The sequence below is a fragment of the Variimorphobacter saccharofermentans genome (genome assembly GCF_014174405.1).
GTDB classification, from domain to species: domain Bacteria; phylum Bacillota; class Clostridia; order Lachnospirales; family Lachnospiraceae; genus Mobilitalea; species Mobilitalea saccharofermentans.
The window spans coordinates 2,299,209-2,318,180 of sequence record NZ_JACEGA010000001.1; the positions used below are offsets into that span (position 1 = coordinate 2,299,209).

Consider the following 18,972-nt stretch of genomic DNA (forward strand, 5'->3'; position numbering starts at 1 on the left):
GCCATGAAAAACATGTCCTTACGTCAGATTGCAGATGCCTGCGGCGGACAATTATATAATGCAGAGGATTCCCTTACAAAAGAAGCGACCGGTGTTGTTATGGATTCTCGTCTTGTTGAGCAAGATTATATCTTTATTGCAACAGTAGGTGAACGAGTAGACGGTCACTCCTTTATCCAACAGGTATACGAAAAAGGTGCCTTGGCTGTCATATGTGAAAAGGTTCCAAGTGAAATTACCGGACCATATATTTTAGTACAAAACAGCTTCGAAGCTTTAAAAGCCATTGCAAAATGGTACCGTATGCAGCTTGATATTAAAGTAATCGGTATTACTGGTAGTGTGGGTAAAACAAGTACGAAAGAATTTATCAGCAGCGTACTTGCCCAAAAATACAATGTCCTAAAAACAGAAGGTAATTATAATAATGAAGTCGGTATGCCGCTCACGATACTAAAGCTTCGTGAAGAGCATGAACTGGCTGTCCTGGAAATGGGTATAAGCGATTTTGGAGAGATGCATCGCCTCAGTGAAATTGCAAAACCGGATTTCTGTGTTATAACGAATATAGGTCAGTGCCATCTTGAAAACCTTGGCAGCAGAAAGGGTATTTTAAAAGCAAAATCTGAAATATTTGATTTTATGAATAAACAAGGTCATATATGTCTAAACGGGGATGATGATATGCTGGCTACCATCGAGGATGTGAATGGAATAAAGCCGGTCCGATTTGGATTGGGCATTGAGAATACAGTATATGCAACCGATGTAAAAAGCAAAGGACTCTTCGGAAGTACCTGCATCATTCATACTGACAGTTCTACCTTTCAGGCAGAGATACCTCTTCCAGGTGATCATATGATTTTAAATGCATTGGCAGCAACTTGTGTAGGAAGAATTCTTCAGTTATCCGATGAACAAATAGCCGCCGGAATTGCGTCCGTTCCTTCTGTCAGCGGTAGGAGCAATATACTTCGTCTCAATAAAATCACCATAATTGATGACTGCTACAATGCCAATCCGGTGTCAATGAAAGCAGCTATAGATCTATTAAAGCTGGCATATACCAGAAAAGTCGCAATTCTGGGTGATATGTTTGAATTGGGAAAGAACGAAGTGAATTTACATTATGAAATCGGTACCTATGCCGCTCTATCTGGTATTGATGTTCTCATTTGTGTAGGAAGTTTATCCGAGAATATGTTCCAGAGTGCCCAAAACGCGAATTCTATTAAGGAGCTTCTTTATTTCAAAACAAGGGATGAATTAATGAATGAACTTCCAAAGCTCCTTCATAATAATGATACCATATTAGTAAAAGCCTCTCATAGTATGGGTTTTGAACGGATTGTAACTCAATTAACCGAACTTGGGCAATCATAATATATCAATAATTTATCATAAAGATAAGAATAAGCTGGTGTAAATGCACTCTCCCACTTACTATCGAAGGGATACAGGTCAATACACCAGCTTATTTCATATTATATTAGGAAGCTTATCCAAATCTCCTGTACTATAAAATTAGTTGACTAAATATTTAATATTTAAAAGAGGTTTTTAATCAAATTGGAGCCCGCAATCAGGGTACCAATGGTTCCTCCGATATTCGACATCACTACTACAAGAATCGTCTTTAAAAAGCGATTTGTAAAAAATCCTTTAAACGAAAAGATATCGTCCTGTATGTTCTGTATATCTTTCACTGTTGGTTTTTTAATTGTAGCTTCAACCAATCCGGCAAACCAACCGCAGGCGAGCAGAGGATGTAGTGTCGTCAATGGTGCTACAAGCAGCGATGTCAGGATACTTAAGGGATGAGCCAGGGATAATGCTGTAAAGATTGCAGCAAATACTCCCGTCCATATGACCCAGGTAGATAGTTGTTGTAAGCCGGTCTCTAAATTCACAAAGAAGGAGTAAACAAGTAATGCTGTAATAATTCCTGGAATAATCCATCCTGCAATTTTCGAAAACCTGCTTTTTGGAGGAACAATAGAAATACTCTCCATATCCTGTTCCTTATATATTTCCTTTTTAATACCAGGTACATGCCCTCCACCAAGTACAGCAACAACCTTTTTACCAGGTGCATTCTTGATCTTATTAGCAAGAAATTGGTCCCGTTCGTTAATCAAAACCTCTCCTACCTGTGGAAGCTGCTGATGGAGGGTAGACATTGCTGATTCCAACATATCTTCCTTCAATAGATCCTGAAGCTGCTCATTCGTTACATCAGCATCCTCTTCTGAAGAGAATAAAAAGCTTCCAAATAATTTAACCTTCTCCCAAAAGCTAAGCTTTCTCCAAATACGTAGAAAGGTTGTCTGAATATTACGATCAGCCAGAACGATTTCTGCCCCTACTTCTTTGGCACTTGCGATCCCCTGAAGCATTTCTCCTCCCACTACGGTATCCAGCTTCGTAGCCATCTTCTTTTGATAGGAGCTTAAAATCATGCTTGCAATTAAAAATCCAATTTTCTTATTCTTAATCACTTTAACAATATCCGTATTCTCCCACGCTTTTGGATTCTGTATATTCTCATATCTTTCCTCATCCAATTCAATGCATACACTATCCGGTCGTTCTTCATCAATTACCTTTTTTACCAGTTCAGCACTTTCCTTTGAAACATGCGCTGTAGCAATTAAAAAAATTTCCTTCCCCTGATAATCAAGTCTTGTTACATTATTTTCGTCCATTTTATCCGCCTTCCGATAGAATTGATCATAATTATGTAACTATTCTGCTCTTTGTGCAGAACAGCTATCTAAAAACCTGCTTCTACAATTGTAAACGATTCATCCAAATAATGAAAGACTTTTTTCATGGATTTGCATTTTCTTTGTGAATATTAAAAGTCTTGATTCCATTCCATTTTTGCAATATACTAATGTCTTAGAAATGTTTCTATATGGAAAAGAAACGATAGATATCTCATTTACAATATATTAGGAGGTGTTATCCATGCAGATGGAGCAATTACAAAAAGATATGGTTGCCGCTATGAAGGCAAGGGATAAAATACGCAAAGAAACGATTTCCACGTTAGTTTCTGCTGTTAAGAAGCTTGCTATCGATGAAGGCTGTCGTGACGATATCCCCGAGGAATTAGTAGATCGTGCCATTCTAAAGGAGCTTAAAACCGTAAAGGAACAGGTGGACACCTGTCCTGATGATAGATCTGAATTAAAGGCGGAATATCAAACCAAATATGATATTATTAAGGAATATGCTCCTTCCATGATGTCAGAGGAAGAAGTGAAGGCTTATCTTCTGAAGAATTTTGCAGATGTTGTAGCGACAAAGAATAAAGGTCAGATAATGAAATCCGTTATGGCAGAACTGAAAGGAAAAGCTGACGGTAAAGTAATTAATCAAGTAGTAGCTGATTTATGTCAATAAAATGACAGGAAAATGCTTCTGATGCATTCCCATATCGAAGTTCCATTCGATTATAAGAAGCATCAGAAGCATTTTTTTCTTCCTTACTATTTAGACGTAATTACTGTCTTAAGCGTTCTCTTCGTTCCATTATTATGCTTTCGTGATGTAGTAATCGTAACCTACCACTCTTCTTACGTAAAATCATAGACAAATGTACTGATGGGTTGACACCTTTCACTGCATATGTTATTATTTTAACAAGTGTGTTAATGTATCCTTAAGAGTATTTTTATACTATTTTTATATTGTGTATATAAGGTGGAGGGCTCCTATGGAGGAAGCTATCCACCAATTATATTTACGAACATTATAACATACATAAGAAAGAGGTGATTTCATGGCTTTAACTGAAAGTATTCTAGTTGCATTATTTATGATGGCTGTTGTATTTGTCGTACTTATTATGCTATGTGGTATTATAAGAGCTTTCTCATTCTTAATCAAAATACTTGAAAATAGAAGGGATAACAGTACATCTGGAACAAATGTATAATACTAAGAACAATTGTAATGACATCACAAATCTAAGGAGGATGAAACAGTGTTTATTGATTCACTTATTAAATTATGGGAGGATTCCGGTTTTGCTGCGTTAACCTGGCAATCGCTCCTTATGATTTTTATTGCATGTGTATTAATTTATCTTGCCATTGGCAGAAAGTTTGAACCGTTATTGTTATTACCGATTGCCTTTGGTATGCTATTAGCTAACTTACCACTAACTGGTTTAATGAGCGAGCCCCCCAGTGCTACAGAACCCGGCGGATTACTGTATTATCTTTATATGGGTGTTAAGAAAGGAATCTATCCTTCCCTTATTTTCTTAGGTATAGGTGCAATGACAGACTTTGGTCCATTGATTGCCCGTCCAAGTAGTATGATTATCGGTGCAGGTGCTCAATTTGGTATTGCTGTTGCTTTCGTAGTTGCGACATTATTAGGTTTTACACCTCCGGAAGCAGCATCAATCGGAATAATTGGTGGTGCTGATGGACCAACTGCAATTTATTTAACGACAAGACTTGCTCCACATCTGTTGGCTTCCATTGCGATTGCCGCATACTCCTATATGGCTCTCATCCCGTTGATTCAACCGCCTTTGATGAGACTGTTAACAACAGAAAAGGAACGAAATATTGAAATGAAGCAGTTACGTACTGTTTCGAAGCTTGAAAAAATATGCTTCCCCATTGTTGTATCGATTGTATGTATCCTGTTATTACCTTCCGTTGCACCTCTTATCGGTATGTTAATGTTAGGTAATCTATTTAGAGAATCCGGTGTTGTTGAAAGAATTTCTGATACAGCACAGAATGCCCTTATAAATATTGTAACTATTTTCCTAGGCGTTACAGTAGGTGCTACTGCTGTCGGTACTGAGTTCTTAAAGCCAAAGACTCTTGGAATTATTGCTCTTGGTCTTATCGCGTTTATGTTTAGTACCGTAGGTGGTCTTTTGATTGGTAAGTTCATGTGCTTTGTAACAAAGGGTAAGATTAATCCCCTCATCGGTTCAGCCGGAGTATCTGCCGTTCCCATGGCAGCACGTGTGTCTCAAGTAGAAGGTCAGAAAGCAAACCCTGGTAATTATCTGCTGATGTTTGCTATGGGACCTAATGTTGCCGGTGTTATTGGCTCTGCTGTGGCAGCCGGAATTCTTCTCTCTTTATTCGGCTAATACAAAAACGGTTTGAAATGTTTCTTAATAAGAAATATGTAGCAACATTTGATTAGAATGTTTTCATTTTTCTTGGTATACTAATAGTAAAATATGAAACAAGGAGAAAATGAGATGGAAAAGCATTCAAAACCCAATGAACCCTTAGTAACACATATCTTTACTGCAGACCCGTCAGCACATGTATTTGAAGGTAAGCTTTATATATACCCTTCCCATGACTTAGATCATAACGGTCCTGATAATGACAACGGGGATCAATATAAGATGGAGGATTACCACATCCTATCCATGGATGATATTGATGCTCCCTGCATCGATCACGGCGAAGCTCTTCATATGAAGGATGTACCGTGGGTAAGCAAGCAAATGTGGGCTCCGGATGCTGCATATAAGAATGGAACATATTATTTGTTCTTCCCTGCAAGAGATAAGGACGGCATCTTTCGTATCGGTGTTGCAACCAGTAAGAATCCTGCTGGTCCGTTTACACCTGAACCCAATTATATTCCAGGCAGCTTTAGTATTGATCCGGCTGTATTCATGGATGATGATGGAAAAGCCTATATCTATTTTGGTGGTCTTTGGGGCGGTCAGTTAGAAAAATGGCAAACCGGTACCTTTGTTCCAGATGCCACAGGTCCTTCCGGCGACGAGCCCGCATTAGGACCAATGGTTGCAGAATTAAGTGATGACCTTCTGACCTTCCAGAATGGTCCTCAGGAGATTAAAATATTAGACGAGAATGGTAACCCTCTCACCGCTGGTGATGAGGATCGCAGATACTTTGAAGGTCCTTGGATGCACAAGTATAATGACTATTATTATTTATCTTACTCCACTGGAAGTACCCATTATCTTGTATATGCTATCAGTAAGGATCCGAAAGGACCATTTACCTATAAAGGAAGAATTCTTGAGCCAGTAATCGGATGGACTACACATCATTCCATCGTTCAATTCAAGGATAAATGGTATCTGTTCTATCATGACAGTTCTCTTTCCAATGGTGTTAATCATAAGCGTTGCGTTAAATACAGAGAACTTAAGTATAATGCAGATGGTACCATACAGACGATGAAGCCTTACGAGGATTAATCACTCGTTTCACAGTCTCCATATGGGGCTGTAACATAATATATGCGGGGCTTATGATTTACCTCACACACAGACGGAAGAACATTTTACTGATTATGAATGCCTCATGCGAACATTTATATTTGCATACTATAATAAATGTTCGCCTTAAGCATTCATAATACAGCAACATGTTCTTCCGACAGTGCATTATGGTAAATCATAAGCCCCGCCATTATATTATGTAACAGCCCCGTATATAAACATCCAAATATGAAATTCCTAGAATAATTATTTAAACGATATATTGCAGGGTGTTCACTCCTATGCGTTGTTTAACAATATCAATTGTATATGTTTGCTATTCATTGTATTTGGCGCCGCATTTCGGACAGATATCACTTCCTCGATAAACATGTCCACATCGGTAGCAGCATTTTACGATATGCTTTTCTTTTGCTATATAGGAGATATTTCTGGATTCCGGTTTCTCCTTCAGATACGTAATAAAGTCCATTAATACTACGGAGAATTCTTTCCAGTCTTTCAGCTTTAACGAATTTGACAGCTTACTCTTTCCCTTCCGCTGACTGTAAGCATATATTCCCTTCGTTATAATCTTATTATGAGTCATAATGCTATCAATATCTGCAATGTCAATTACACCATTCTCCAAAGCACTGTTGAAAAAAATATGATCCGGTGTTAGTACAAATCCTCTTGCGCCATTTCCCTTCATTGATGAATCACAGATAATAATCGGAAATTCGTATCTGCCTCTGCCTGACGCATAAGTGCTAAGAGCCTTATTAATAATGAAGTCTTCCTCTTCATCCAGGCTATTTCGGAGCGCTTTTCTAACATCATAAAAATGAACACGAGATGATTCTGTAATAAACCTTCTTACATCTTTACTCAATTTATTAACCAACTGTTCGCATTCATTCATTTTAATCTTTGTGAGCCGCTGATCAATTACTTTCAACGTGTTGGTCTTCATTTCAGGTAGTAATTCTTCCGAAGAAATTCGCTCGTATGCCCTCAAGCCTTCTTCATATGAAAGGTCTGCAGGTTCCGGACAGATTTTCTTAATGGTGGCTTCATCCAATGCGACAATCTTATCATTGATTTTTTCAAGGAATGGGCGTTTATTATTCTCTGTGAAGTCTTCTGATTGAAGCTTCTGATATAGTTTCATGAGTGCTTTTCTATCTTTTGCATTCGCTCTTTTAATATAGGCAGCAATTTCCTGCTTTTCCGAAGCTTCTCGTTTCTCATCGAGTTCTGCCAGGTAAGAGCTGATATCTAATCCTTTATAGTTTTCAATGATATCCTTATACAGCTCATATTGCTTCTTATTTATATTGGATGGGATATGGGAGACAATCGAAGCCAACTCCTGCTTTCCCCTCCTAACTAGTAAGTCCATAATGGATTTTAGAAGGGATTGCTTTTGAGTTTCTTCATATTCACCGTTTTTTATTTCCTCCCATACTCTATATAGTTCTTTATATTTCTTATCTTTATATGATTCCACAATTGTATGAAGCTCTTTTTCTTTCTGATCAGATGTACCACTGTCCTGATGTTTGAATGACTGATTCCTTTGATTGATACTGCCTGGGTTCTTATGATTTTTGATATCAGAATTCGTTCGCTTCTGTTGTTTCGTACCCCCCGTAATCTGTATCTCTTCTCTATCTGTATTATTTGTACTTATATCCGAAGGATTTTCTTCGTACACTACAGAAATATGTGATTTAGATGGATTACTGACTTCAGCGGGGTCTGGAACTGCCTTCTTCAGCTTTACTTGCTGATTGCCCAGCTTGTGTCCATTTATGGTAAGGGTACGACTTATCTTCCGATTTTCTTTACCGTGGTTTCTCCGTTTCACTTTTAACTTTGCTTTCTGATTGTCTTGTGGAATGTCCTGCTTGTCAGCTAACTTACTTTCCTGGCGGTCTCCTTGTTTTCTTTCTTCTTGATTCTTTTGGTTAATTATTTCCCGTCTTTCTATCTGATTTTCTTGTAGGGTTTCTTGCTGGCTTCCTGGCCGGTTATCCATATCATTTTCTTTATTCCTGGCATCATTCAATATGACTTCTGGATGATAATCTCTTCCCTTTAGTTCCCTCTTAACTTTCTTATAATACTTTTCCGTATTATTTTTAGCATAAAAACCGGAGTCCATTTTATCCATTAGCTCATATACTTCTTTGTCCGATAGAGAAGACATATCACTACAGATGGCATCGAGCTGTTCAGGCTCCTCACTATGCTTTTTCCTGTATTCAGCCTCATATTCATTGAAATTGCAATTAGAGGTTCTCTCTCCCTGCTCTCCCATCAACTCAAGGTAATCCTCGTATGCCTCAGCATCATCCTCAAAATCAATAAAATAGACACTCCCCTCAATCAACAACATATGGGGCTTTGGAGTATAAAAGCGATGACAATTACCACAGGTAAATGCCCTAGACAGATAAACTCCTTTTTCATCCGTCTCAATGAGCAATTCCTTACCTTCAGGATAAATAACCATACTAAGGTTCTCATCACAATTCGGACAATGGTATGCTACCGGTACAAAATTACGTACCGCACGTGCGTTATCCTGTTCATTCTCATCATCCTTTTGAAAGGAAAAGGTTTCGCTGGTCCATACCATTTTGTGCCATAATCCAATATTATATTTATGTAACTCTTCACCGGTTTTACTTACCGTTGTCTTATCTTCCGGCTGCTTCTCATCCCCCTGCTTTCTTTGCTTATCCAGAGCCTCCTGAACAAGCTCCTCATAGGTGATTTGTATTCCATTCTTGTATAGGCGAAGATTATCCTCCGTGAGTACCGGCTCAACATGTAGCTCTTTTAAAAAGCTGTCGAACAATAGATTAAGCTGTGTGTAATCCTTCTCAACACTTAGCCCTTTGATCTTACCCCATTTGCCAAATACATATAAGGTCATGTTAAGTATATTCTCTAAGAGTTCATTTCTGACGATCAAATCTATACCATCTTCTTTTAGCGGTACTTCAAATGAACTACTACCAAATCTCTTATTTCCAAAATCAAATAACAGGACATTGTCCTTTCCTATCAGGAGAAGGCTATTATTATTGATAATGAATATTTCCTTCCAATTTAATTTTCTACCCAATGTATTAATCAGTTTATGAAATACCGTTTTAAATTCTTCGTTTGCTTTTAAAAGAATCATTCATTAACACATCCTTTATCGTTGGGGTGGGTTGTACAATACTATTGTATCATACTTGTTGTATTTTGGCTTCCATATTCTATTCATCTTTCTCAACAGCTTATTTTTCTTCTAGAATCCCCTTATAGCTTGGAATACACAGGGCTTACCATAACTAACAGGCATTTGTTCCCTTATAACCATTCAGGAATAACTCAAACTTATCCATAGCCAGCTTTAGATCCTCTACGCTAGGCAGGTATACAATCCGGAAATGATCCGGTTTTTCCCAATGAAAGCCTTTACCATGAACCATTAATACATGCTGTTCCTTTAGAAAATCTAGAACAAACTTTTCATCATCTTCGATCTGATACCTTTTGGTATCGATTTTCGGGAAGATATAGAATGCTGCCTTCGGCTTTACTGCTGTTATCCCTGGTATACTGTTAAGTCTGTTTGTTATGTATTCCCTTTGCTCATATATTCTTCCTCCGGGAAGTAATATTTCATCCGTATTCTGTAAGTTATCCAAAGCAGTTTGGATAATATACTGGGCAGGGACATTGGAACATAATCTCATGGAGGAAAGCATATTCAAGCCTTCAATATATCCCTTTGCTCTAGATTTATCCCCACTCAGGCACATCCAGCCAGCACGGAACCCTGCTATCATATGGGATTTTGAAAGACCGTTAAAGGTCACAACCATCAGATCCGGAGTTAGGGATGCAATGGAGACATGTTCCTGTCCGTCCATAACTAATCTGTCATATATTTCATCCGCGAAAATAATCAATCCATTCTCTCTTGCCAGATCAGCAATCTCTTCCAATACTTCTCTGGGATAAAGAGCACCTGTTGGATTGTTTGGATTTATAATGACGATCGCTTTTGTTTTATCTGTAATTTTACGTCTCATATCATCAATATCGGGATACCAATCCGCTTGCTCATCACAAATATAGTGTACTACATTCCCTCCCGCCAAGGTTGCCGCAGCAGTCCATAGTGGATAATCCGGTGCTGGTATTAGAATTTCGTCGCCGTCATCCAATAACGCCTGCATGGACATGGTGATTAACTCGCTTACCCCATTTCCTGTATATATATGATGAAGCTTAACATTGGGTATTTCCTTTTTTATACAATACTTTAATATTGCTTCTCTTGCCGCATGGATTCCTTTCGAATCAGAATACCCTTCTGCATGGTTCAAGTTCGCTTTCATATTATGAATTATATTATCAGGCGCTTTTAATCCAAATGGAGCAGGATTACCGATATTCAATTTCATAATCGCAATACCCTGTTCAATCATACGATCCGCTTCTTCAACAACAGGACCTCTCACATCATAACATACATTATCCAGTTTTCTTGATTTTTCAAATATCTTCATATTTGCCTCCATTCCTGCGTATTTATACGCTAATATTTTAATAAAAAAAGCCCTAAGCTAAAACTTTAGCTTAGGGCGAATGTATCCATCCGTGTTACCACCTAAATTCAGAAGGGCTTTTCCTCTTCTGCTCTCACTCGGTACTATAAAATACACACATCGTGCATTTCTTTTTCATACCGAATCTGATATAACGGTCAGAACCCGACGAAGTCTACTTATCATTCGATTCATGATGTTCGGTCCGTAGCTCAGAAACTGCTTCTATAATCTCCTCACAGGAATTTACACCAGCCATTCCCTCTCTATGCATCAGAAATTATATACTCCTCTTCCTCATCGCCTATTGAATGTAATGATAATTCTTATGTTGAATTTTGTCAAGATAAAAATAAAAATATTACCATATAAAATTTCAGATCAACTAAGATATATATTAATGATAGGATCCATCAGCAATAGATTACCATTTCGAAACATTCTTATTGATTTAATTACCAATATTCACCCAGTAATTATAGGCTTCATTCAGTTCTACCAATGCAAACGCCTTATCTTCCGCTTCAATGGCTCCCCGTAATCGAGCAATACTAGTACTTAAATAATTAATCTCATCCCGTTCCGAACTAAACTGAATTCTAAAAATCATATCTTTCCAGGCTGAATTCAGTATTTCTATTTTATTACTTGCCACATCCCACTCTTCGTTTGCAACCGCCTGCTTGATATCATATATGAATTGTGAGATATTGTCCTTTTCTCCAAAGGGTTTCTTTAGATAACCACTGCTTAGCATAATGCAAATGAATATTGCTATGCTGAAAGTTGGTATTGCTACAGTTAAAAATCTCCTCATATTTTCCTCCTAAAAGGGGCCTTTATAGTCACCAATGTCTTTGACCTTTTTTATATGATCACTATATTTATCAATATATAGGCTTCCGGCGTCATTTAAGGTAACTAAAAAAGCTTCCGAAATATGATTAATGCCATGTTTCTTCAGCTGACCTTTCAGCCAATTGATATCCTTATTCATCTGCCTTAGATTTTCTTCAATAACTACTCCATCATAAACAAGCTCTGTACTGATACCAGTTGGCTTCACCGGTATATTCATGTCCTTGGGTGTTAACGGAAGATATTCCGGCTTTTTTAATACAGACAGATTTCCATTCGGTTCTATAATTGCATAATCGACTTCATTCAAATCAAAAATTCCCTGATTTCTTAGTAACTCCAAAATATCTGAAGCTCTAAATTTCATCTTACGAAGAACATTCTCCATAATTTTTCCATTCATCATAACTATGGTCGGCTCTCCTTCTACATATTTAGCAAAATACCTCCATTTTAAAGAGATAGTCTCCATCAGATAAGCTAAAACGGCCCATGTTATCAAACCCACCCAATGGGGCCAGGCTCTACTTGATAAATCCACTGTCAGTTCAGAAGCAATGGATCCGATTGTAATTCCTAAAGTATAATCAAAGAAAGTTAATTGACTTATCTGTTCTTTCCCTAACAGTCTGGCAAAAATAAGAAGAGAGAAATAACTAATAACGCCTCTGACTACCACCACCAAACCTTCATTCAATATTCTCACCTCCTAATGTCCTTCCTGATACTATTATTATACAAAGAAAGAATTTTATGCTATATTGCAAAACCATCCATCATAAATTAATTGATATATAAAAAAGAGTTTCGAAAGCGAAACTCTTAATATTCCAAACATATTTAGCTGAGAAGTAGACGGCGAATGCATAATGAATTCGCCCTCAACCCACTAATCATCTTTATGAATTTTATTCCCAAAACAACTCATCTAATGTTCTGTTTAATACCTTACAGATTGCAATGCAAAGGTTAATAGAAGGATTATAATCCCCCTTTTCGATTGCATTGATCGTCTGTCTTGAAACCCCTACCATATCCGCAAGCTGCTGTTGTGATAAATCCAGAGCAGCTCTTGCTGATTTAAGCTTAAGATTCTTCATATTGTCTCCTATGTTTATTATTATTTGCCTTTAATATTAGAGTTATAAAAATAATGATAAACAGAACACCACATATTAAATTTACACTTCGATAATTAAGCATACCATCGGTGATAACCATTCCATCATATAAGTTCATAACACCGAGCAATAGGTTTAACAATGCAATCAAACCAAAACCAATTATAACTCTGCGTGGATTTTCATTTAAAGAAAAGTATGCATCATTCCATATACAATAAACCGCATATACAGCGACTGCCAGGCAAATACCAATCATCATAGCAGCCAGGGAATCCACATAGCGTTTTTCTATCATAATCCCTAGTAAACCATAAATCGCATTATAAATGAATAATGTAAAAAAGCTTAGCTTATATCCTTTTCCTCTAACATTTGCCTGACGCTCATCATATTTACATTTCATATCCCCATCTTTTTTCGTAAACTTCATAAAAAATGTAACTATAATTATCCCTATAAGCATTCCAACCAGAATACCTACTTTCACATAAATACTCATTATCTCCACTCTACCTTTCGTCCGTCTTTCTTCATCATTTTAGCGATGACTTCCATAACCTTCCGACATGCACAATATGAATGACAATAATTTAAAGTTATCTTTACTATATCACAGATACAGGGGCATGTCAATTATATCATACATTTTGTCAAAAAATGTATGATAACCGAGTGACTCTACTCCTCATAATAATGGTAGTTTTCTTTTTATTTTCTTAGAATTTTCTGCATTTCCTTTCCTTTTGCCAGCTCATCAATTAATTTATCCAGATAGCGAATCTGTCTCATTAACTCATCCTCAATTTCTTCCACTCGATATCCGCAAATAACCCCTTTAATATGCGAAGCATTGGGATTTATTTGAGGAGCCTGACGGAAAAATGTCTCCAGATCTACCTCCTGCTGGATTTGCTGATATAATGATTGCTCATCATATCCGGTAAGCCAGCAAATAATTTCATTCACTTCTTCCTTGGTTCTTCCTTTTTTCTCTACTTTTTGTATATAGAGTGGATAAATTCTTGAAAAAGGCATTGCATAAACTCGATGTTTCTCCATTTGATTTCTCCTTAATGTAATATTATTAACGTATATTATTATTAGGCAATTGCGAATTCTGAAGATGTCTTATATGTGTATACAGTAGATACATATTCCTGCGCAAACCCGCTCCTTCCGCTATGGTTTGCTTCGGAATATATATCCACTATATACACAATGATCACAATTATTCATAACAACAGAAAGTTCGCAAAGCGTACTTTCTATTGTATAGTTTCGCAATTACCTAATATTATTATAACACAAGTGGATGTTTCATAATGTATCAGCGTGGATAATTACTTACCATAATGCACTGTCGGAAGAACATATTGCTGTGTTTTGCATAGCTCAGGCGAAAATTAATGTTCGAATGAGACATGCAAAATCAGTAATATGTCCTTCCGTCTGTGTGTGAGGTAAGTAATTGTCCTCGTGAATGTATTATGAAACATCCCCTTATCCTTTTCTCTACAATGCGCCCTGACTTATAACGCGCCCGCCATCTTTTCCAGCACCTGGCCCAAGCTCTATTTTCCAGTCACAACAACTCATAAACTGCTTATTATGTTCTATCGCAATTACAGTATTTCCATTAGATATTAGTTCACTGATTAATAATAATAAGTTATCAATATCAGAAAAATGCAATCCAGTCGTAGGTTCATCTAACAGATACAAAACATTATCACTCTTTTTTGTAATTAGCTCCTTTGCCAGCTTTAATCGTGATGCTTCCCCTCCTGACAGTGTTGAAGTACCCTGACCAAGCTTCAAATATCCAAGTCCAACCTTCTGTAATGATTTTAATCCCGCAATCGCTTCTCTTTCTGTTTCCCAGAATTGAATTGCTTCATTCACTGACATATTTAGAATTTCATCAATACTTTTGTCCCTGTATAATACGGAGAGAATTGCTTTTTTGTACCGTTTCCCCTTGCAATCAGAACATTGTATATACGTTCCTTCCATATATTTCACCTTGATTTTCCCTTCTCCCATACAAGTGTCACATTGACCGGACTGACTATTGAAGCTAAAATAACTTTCATCCCATCCGTTATGAACGGACATGCTGGTTGCTGCAAATTCACTTCGAATAAAATCCATAAATCCGATATATGTTGCTATAATTGATTTTGATGTCTTCCCTATTGGCAATTGATCAACTAAAACTGTATCAGAAAACTCCTTACCCGCTAATGCTCGATGGTATATTTCACCCTTCATTAATGATGATTTTCCACTTCCGCTTATGCCACATATACAGGTAAGAGCATTTTTCGGAAATTCTACCGTAATATTCTTAAGATTGTTACTTGTAAGATTTTTCATGGATATTAACTCGTTCCGGTTAAACGTATTTGCCATTCGAGACCTTTTCAATAACATATCTTCCTTCATATACTTGCTTATTTGGGTACCACTGTGATTCATCATTGCATTCAGTGTTCCTTCACCTATGAGCACTCCTCCCTTTTCACCGGCACCGGGTCCGATCTCAATGATATAATCAGCAATACGAATCATGTCATCGTTATGTTCTACGATTATAACGGTATTTCCTTCCTCGGCTTCGGTATCAGCTCATATTCTTCATAGAGTCGAACCGTATTCGGATGGACACCGATGATCTGCGCAACCTCTGAGGTCCGATAGGTTTTCATAAACATACCACCCCCCTTATTCACCCTATTCTCATGAATACTGTTGAAGGTTTTTAGCAACCAATCTTACTTGATTGGTAATAATTCAATATATCCTCTTTTACCGATTGGCTCCAGCTGTATTCTTGGATTTTTATTGTCCCACTGATAACCGATTACAGAGGGATCATACTTCATTTCTGCTTCCCAGATATCACTAATGGCCTGTTCGTAATCCTCTTCCGCAAAAGGCTCACCCTGGAACATCAAATACTTGGCAGCAGGGAGTTCAATTACTTCAAAACCATCTGGAATCACACCAGTATAATTCAGATCAACCTCAACACCCTGAACATACTCACTGGTTCCTTCCTTGATGTACTCTTTCGGAAGCCACAAGCATACTGGTTCACCACTAAGAGATTTCATGCTTGTCAAGATCCCCCATACATCACAGCCAACTTCCTCACAATATTTCCAGTATTCCGTCGCATTCACACCACGCTTAATAATGACCTTTCGTGCTGGTTTATCAATCACCTGCATAAATACACATTTTGCACCCATAGTCTTTTCTTTCCTTTCCTTATATCGAAATTTAACGCCATATGGTGTAAAAAGCTGTAAAGGAATGGGATTGTTAGCGTATTCCTTCGGATTACATCCAAACTCTCGTCTAAAAGCTCTTTGATAACCATCAACGCTTCCAAACCCCAAATCAAGAGCAATATCCAGGATTTTTACATTTTCATCCCGAAGCCGCAGTGCCGATTTTGTCAGTCTGAGTTTACGAATGTAATCAGCCGGCGTAATACCAGTATACTCTATAAATAATCGTCTTGCGTACCACGGTGAGAATAAGGATACCCTTGCGATGTCTGCTAAGGATATTTCCTCGCTATAATGATCATTAATATAATCCTGCATCCTATTTACTGCTTCAATTTGTTCCTTCATTTTTTCACCTCCTGACATTTACATTATATGATATTGAAAAGGTCCTTCTCTCGACTTTATTTGCTATAGTGAAAGAATATCACTCATTCCAAAATTCTTCAATCATATTCAATATTTCTTTCGCTGGTCTTATGGTTGCCAAAGTTATATCTTCACACGTTTTTTCGAGGTAATACTTAACCATGGAATAACCACATGCATATCCTGCGCAAAATGGTAATCCTACAGGAAAATAACCTTGTTGTCTAGCTATTTCATCTCCGTACAAATATGCCGTTATTTGATCCATACCTTGTACTTCGAGCCCTTCTTTAATAATCGGCTTTACATAATCGTTCAATTCCTTTATCTCTAAAGGCTTGTAATGATTGTTTCTTAATGTATCAGCAATGTCAATTACTTACCTCACACAAGACGGAAGAATATATTACGGATTATGAATGTCTCAGACGAATATAAATATTCACCTGAGACATTCATAATTCAGCATATATTTTTCGACAGTGCATTATTTAAGTAATTGTCCCTACTAATGAATTATGCAACAACCCCTGTAATATAAGATTTTACACTATACTATTGTTTTCTCGCCCCATCCTCTCCGACTATATAGCCGTCGATAGTCGTATTAGTAGCAAGCTTGCCGTCTGGGTAAAAGTAATACCATTTTTCGTTGATTTGTACCCATCCCCTGGTTGTTCTCTCATTAATTACAAGCTCAATAAAGCGATGAAGGATGGCCGAAGCTTCAGCTCTTGTTATATTATCCTGTGGACCAAACAAGTTATTTGATTTACTACTGATAACGCCGGTCTGATGAATAGCATATACCGCGTCCTTCGCCCCTCCGCTGATATTTGCATCATCGGTAAACGTAATGGCTTGCCGCGATACGGGCAATGTGTACTTGATAACCTTTGTATAATTCATCATTATCACGGCCATTTGTTCGCGGGTAATATTCCGATTGGGGCTGAACTGCTTGCTTCCTATGCCCTGCACGATTCCGCTTTTGACCGCCCATTCGATGTATGGCATGGCTGGGTCAGTATCCTTAATATCAGTAAAGCTACTCTTCTTATAGTCGCTCACCTTCACACCGTATAGTTTACCCAATGCCATGAGAAAGTCCGCATGGGTGATAGCATTGTTTGGAGAGAAGGTTGATTCAGAGGTGCCTATGATTAATCCACGGCTGGTAACATAATCAATATCATTCATTGCCCAATGGTTTGCTATGTCAGAAAAGTCAGAGTCTGGCAGCTTGTAACCTACTCCATAGACAGAATTGCTGTTACCGCTCCAGATTACCCAGCCATTGTTATAGCTGGACTTATCAATCCACTGTACCTTGCCGTCAACAATCTTGACGATGAGCAAACTGCCTCTCTTTTCAGACTTGCTCGCAGTGTACTTGATTCCTCGTTGGATTGTACCCTTGCCATAGTTGGTGATAACCTTACCCGAACCGTCTTTAACGACAAAGTCGAATACCGGACGTTTCCCAATCGTTGCCTTCGCTGATTTGGATAGTTTGGTTACGGGTGTTGCGGTAAATATTACTGTTCCTTTTGTATTTGATTCCAGTTCACTGATTGCCGTATCATTAAGGCTGAAATAAAAAATGCCAGTTTTTACTTCACAAAATTTAATACCGGATGATTGTAACCATTTCAACGCTGCTTCATCAATTTTGACACGTAGGCTCTTAACTCCAGCTTTACTGTTGGTGAAGCTAATGGAGACACCATAATCTTGACGTCCTAACCCTTTCGCTTCGGTTTCGGCTCTGCTAAAGGCAATGGCGTGTCGTCACTACTTGATATTTCCGATTGCGACTCGCTTAGTGTTTTATTTTTTTCTGTACTGTCTGATGTTTGAATGTCGCTGGCTCCACTACAGCCCACCAAAAATAAACCAATAAGGATGGCGATAAGTGTGCCTAGTACTCGATGCTTCATAAACTATTCCCTCCAATTTTAAAGTAGTGAATAACTTTGCTTTCTTACATACTTTTATTTATGTGGTAGGTCATTTTTCTTTCTGAACAAGCTCCGAAATCGCGTACTTCAGTGCACGGCAGTCGTCCACTATGGGCTGGCTTTGCTTTTTTTCCAAGCATCCTATTTTCACCATGATCTCCAGCAGGTATTCTGTCTCTACTGCATAAGCTAAGGCTTCTTCAAAGGATTTATCGTTTTTCACTTTCGTAAGTCTCAGAGAAATCCCGATACCCGTTGCACATACTAGAAATCGTTCCCTCAGCAGAAATGTCTTCTTCTCCTCATTCAGATACCTTATAAGTTCCATAGCACGGATGGAAAAATCAAAGCTGTTTTCCAGAAGCTGATTCATATTTCTTCCTCCACAAATAGCATATTTTTACAATCTAATTATATAAATGTTTATACAATCAAAAAATTACATCGATGTGAGGTTTCATAAAAATATTATTTTATTTTTTTGCTATAATGTGAGATTTTTTGCTATTTTCCCAT

The 18,972-nt window shown here is 37.7% G+C and carries 19 protein-coding genes, 1 pseudogene and 1 other annotated feature; of the genes and pseudogenes, 5 read left to right on the plus strand and 15 right to left on the minus strand.

The annotated features are described in order from the left end of the window. Window positions 1–3 precede the first annotated feature (3 nt). Window positions 4–1,383, plus strand: coding sequence for a UDP-N-acetylmuramoyl-tripeptide--D-alanyl-D-alanine ligase (locus tag H0486_RS10100; RefSeq protein WP_228352892.1), 1,380 nt, complete (start codon window positions 4–6; stop codon window positions 1,381–1,383). A gap of 164 nt (window positions 1,384–1,547) precedes the next feature. Here the strand turns inward: H0486_RS10100 and H0486_RS10105 are convergent, their stop codons facing one another. Then, on the minus strand, window positions 1,548–2,705 hold the full coding sequence (locus H0486_RS10105) for a TraB/GumN family protein (protein ID WP_228352893.1): 1,158 nt from the start codon (window positions 2,703–2,705) through the stop codon (window positions 1,548–1,550). A gap of 265 nt (window positions 2,706–2,970) precedes the next feature. On the opposite strand from H0486_RS10105, the gene H0486_RS10110 reads away from it, so the two are divergent. From H0486_RS10110 to H0486_RS10125, 4 genes are all read left to right on the plus strand, one after another. Beyond that, window positions 2,971–3,408 carry a GatB/YqeY domain-containing protein gene (locus H0486_RS10110; protein WP_228352894.1) on the plus strand — a complete coding sequence of 146 codons (438 nt, stop codon included), beginning with the start codon at window positions 2,971–2,973 and terminating at the stop codon, window positions 3,406–3,408. 379 nt (window positions 3,409–3,787) lie between these two features. Then, window positions 3,788–3,943 (plus strand): OadG family protein, encoded by a 156-nt coding sequence (locus tag H0486_RS10115; protein ID WP_228352895.1) that lies wholly within the window; start codon window positions 3,788–3,790, stop codon window positions 3,941–3,943. Between the two features lie 48 nt (window positions 3,944–3,991). Further along, window positions 3,992–5,128 carry a sodium ion-translocating decarboxylase subunit beta gene (locus H0486_RS10120; RefSeq protein WP_228352896.1) on the plus strand — a complete coding sequence of 379 codons (1,137 nt, stop codon included), beginning with the start codon at window positions 3,992–3,994 and terminating at the stop codon, window positions 5,126–5,128. A gap of 114 nt (window positions 5,129–5,242) precedes the next feature. Next, window positions 5,243–6,226, plus strand: coding sequence for a glycoside hydrolase family 43 protein (locus tag H0486_RS10125; RefSeq protein ID WP_228352897.1), 984 nt, complete (start codon window positions 5,243–5,245; stop codon window positions 6,224–6,226). A 340-nt stretch (window positions 6,227–6,566) separates the two neighbouring features. Here the strand turns inward: H0486_RS10125 and H0486_RS10130 are convergent, their stop codons facing one another. The 14 genes and pseudogenes from H0486_RS10130 to H0486_RS10200 all read right to left on the minus strand — a co-directional run bounded on the left by H0486_RS10130 (window position 6,567) and on the right by H0486_RS10200 (window position 18,829). After that, window positions 6,567–9,428, minus strand: a complete 2,862-nt coding sequence (locus tag H0486_RS10130; protein WP_228352898.1) for a hypothetical protein — start codon at window positions 9,426–9,428, stop codon at window positions 6,567–6,569. Between the two features lie 154 nt (window positions 9,429–9,582). After that, window positions 9,583–10,809 carry an aminotransferase class I/II-fold pyridoxal phosphate-dependent enzyme gene (locus H0486_RS10135; protein ID WP_228352899.1) on the minus strand — a complete coding sequence of 409 codons (1,227 nt, stop codon included), beginning with the start codon at window positions 10,807–10,809 and terminating at the stop codon, window positions 9,583–9,585. Between the two features lie 68 nt (window positions 10,810–10,877). Next, window positions 10,878–11,158 (minus strand) — a binding site (T-box leader). 141 nt (window positions 11,159–11,299) lie between these two features. Further along, a complete protein-coding gene (locus H0486_RS10140) occupies window positions 11,300–11,665 on the minus strand; it encodes a DUF4363 family protein (RefSeq protein WP_228352900.1) in 366 nt (121 codons plus the stop codon). 9 nt (window positions 11,666–11,674) lie between these two features. Continuing rightward, the gene (locus H0486_RS10145) at window positions 11,675–12,403 is read right to left on the minus strand and encodes a DUF421 domain-containing protein (RefSeq protein ID WP_228352901.1); all 729 of its coding nucleotides are present in this window, start codon (window positions 12,401–12,403) and stop codon (window positions 11,675–11,677) included. Window positions 12,404–12,614: 211 nt separating this feature from the next. Continuing rightward, entirely contained in the window at window positions 12,615–12,806 is a 192-nt protein-coding gene (locus H0486_RS10150) for a helix-turn-helix transcriptional regulator (protein ID WP_228352902.1), read from the minus strand. Next, window positions 12,793–13,329 carry a hypothetical protein gene (locus H0486_RS10155; RefSeq protein ID WP_228352903.1) on the minus strand — a complete coding sequence of 179 codons (537 nt, stop codon included), beginning with the start codon at window positions 13,327–13,329 and terminating at the stop codon, window positions 12,793–12,795. The genes H0486_RS10150 and H0486_RS10155 overlap by 14 nt, the downstream gene beginning before the upstream one ends. Before the next feature lie 209 nt (window positions 13,330–13,538). Next, window positions 13,539–13,889 carry a DUF2200 domain-containing protein gene (locus H0486_RS10160; RefSeq protein ID WP_228352904.1) on the minus strand — a complete coding sequence of 117 codons (351 nt, stop codon included), beginning with the start codon at window positions 13,887–13,889 and terminating at the stop codon, window positions 13,539–13,541. Window positions 13,890–14,342: 453 nt separating this feature from the next. Beyond that, complete coding sequence (locus H0486_RS10165; protein ID WP_228352905.1) at window positions 14,343–15,401, minus strand: ATP-binding cassette domain-containing protein; 1,059 nt, start codon at window positions 15,399–15,401, stop codon at window positions 14,343–14,345. Between the two features lie 35 nt (window positions 15,402–15,436). Continuing rightward, window positions 15,437–15,538, minus strand: a pseudogene (locus H0486_RS10170) (MerR family DNA-binding transcriptional regulator); the annotation flags it as partial. Window positions 15,539–15,604: 66 nt separating this feature from the next. Then, window positions 15,605–16,474, minus strand: coding sequence for an AraC family transcriptional regulator (locus H0486_RS10175; protein ID WP_228352906.1), 870 nt, complete (start codon window positions 16,472–16,474; stop codon window positions 15,605–15,607). A 79-nt stretch (window positions 16,475–16,553) separates the two neighbouring features. Beyond that, window positions 16,554–16,871 (minus strand): DUF2268 domain-containing putative Zn-dependent protease, encoded by a 318-nt coding sequence (locus H0486_RS10180; protein WP_330594592.1) that lies wholly within the window; start codon window positions 16,869–16,871, stop codon window positions 16,554–16,556. A 179-nt stretch (window positions 16,872–17,050) separates the two neighbouring features. Then, the gene (locus H0486_RS18440) at window positions 17,051–18,151 is read right to left on the minus strand and encodes an S-layer homology domain-containing protein (protein ID WP_323163544.1); all 1,101 of its coding nucleotides are present in this window, start codon (window positions 18,149–18,151) and stop codon (window positions 17,051–17,053) included. A gap of 86 nt (window positions 18,152–18,237) precedes the next feature. Beyond that, the gene (locus H0486_RS10195) at window positions 18,238–18,435 is read right to left on the minus strand and encodes a hypothetical protein (RefSeq protein WP_228352907.1); all 198 of its coding nucleotides are present in this window, start codon (window positions 18,433–18,435) and stop codon (window positions 18,238–18,240) included. A 70-nt stretch (window positions 18,436–18,505) separates the two neighbouring features. Beyond that, window positions 18,506–18,829: a four helix bundle protein gene (locus H0486_RS10200; protein WP_228352908.1), complete on the minus strand. Its 324-nt coding sequence runs from the start codon at window positions 18,827–18,829 to the stop codon at window positions 18,506–18,508. Window positions 18,830–18,972 lie beyond the last annotated feature (143 nt).

Bases quoted from the DNA above. Each gene is read 5' to 3' on its own strand.
- H0486_RS10100 (WP_228352892.1), top strand. From the start codon at position 4: ATGAAAAACATGTCCTTACGTCAGATTGCAGATGCCTGCGGCGGACAA.
- H0486_RS10105 (WP_228352893.1), bottom strand. From the start codon at position 2,705: ATGGACGAAAATAATGTAACAAGACTTGATTATCAGGGGAAGGAAATT.
- H0486_RS10110 (WP_228352894.1), top strand. From the start codon at position 2,971: ATGCAGATGGAGCAATTACAAAAAGATATGGTTGCCGCTATGAAGGCA.
- H0486_RS10115 (WP_228352895.1), top strand. From the start codon at position 3,788: ATGGCTTTAACTGAAAGTATTCTAGTTGCATTATTTATGATGGCTGTT.
- H0486_RS10125 (WP_228352897.1), top strand. From the start codon at position 5,243: ATGGAAAAGCATTCAAAACCCAATGAACCCTTAGTAACACATATCTTT.
- H0486_RS10130 (WP_228352898.1), bottom strand. From the start codon at position 9,428: ATGATTCTTTTAAAAGCAAACGAAGAATTTAAAACGGTATTTCATAAA.
- H0486_RS10135 (WP_228352899.1), bottom strand. From the start codon at position 10,809: ATGAAGATATTTGAAAAATCAAGAAAACTGGATAATGTATGTTATGAT.
- H0486_RS10140 (WP_228352900.1), bottom strand. From the start codon at position 11,665: ATGAGGAGATTTTTAACTGTAGCAATACCAACTTTCAGCATAGCAATA.
- H0486_RS10150 (WP_228352902.1), bottom strand. From the start codon at position 12,806: ATGAAGAATCTTAAGCTTAAATCAGCAAGAGCTGCTCTGGATTTATCA.
- H0486_RS10155 (WP_228352903.1), bottom strand. From the start codon at position 13,329: ATGAGTATTTATGTGAAAGTAGGTATTCTGGTTGGAATGCTTATAGGG.
- H0486_RS10160 (WP_228352904.1), bottom strand. From the start codon at position 13,889: ATGGAGAAACATCGAGTTTATGCAATGCCTTTTTCAAGAATTTATCCA.
- H0486_RS10165 (WP_228352905.1), bottom strand. From the start codon at position 15,401: ATGATTCGTATTGCTGATTATATCATTGAGATCGGACCCGGTGCCGGT.
- H0486_RS10175 (WP_228352906.1), bottom strand. From the start codon at position 16,474: ATGAAGGAACAAATTGAAGCAGTAAATAGGATGCAGGATTATATTAAT.
- H0486_RS10195 (WP_228352907.1), bottom strand. From the start codon at position 18,435: ATGAAGCATCGAGTACTAGGCACACTTATCGCCATCCTTATTGGTTTA.
- H0486_RS10200 (WP_228352908.1), bottom strand. From the start codon at position 18,829: ATGAATCAGCTTCTGGAAAACAGCTTTGATTTTTCCATCCGTGCTATG.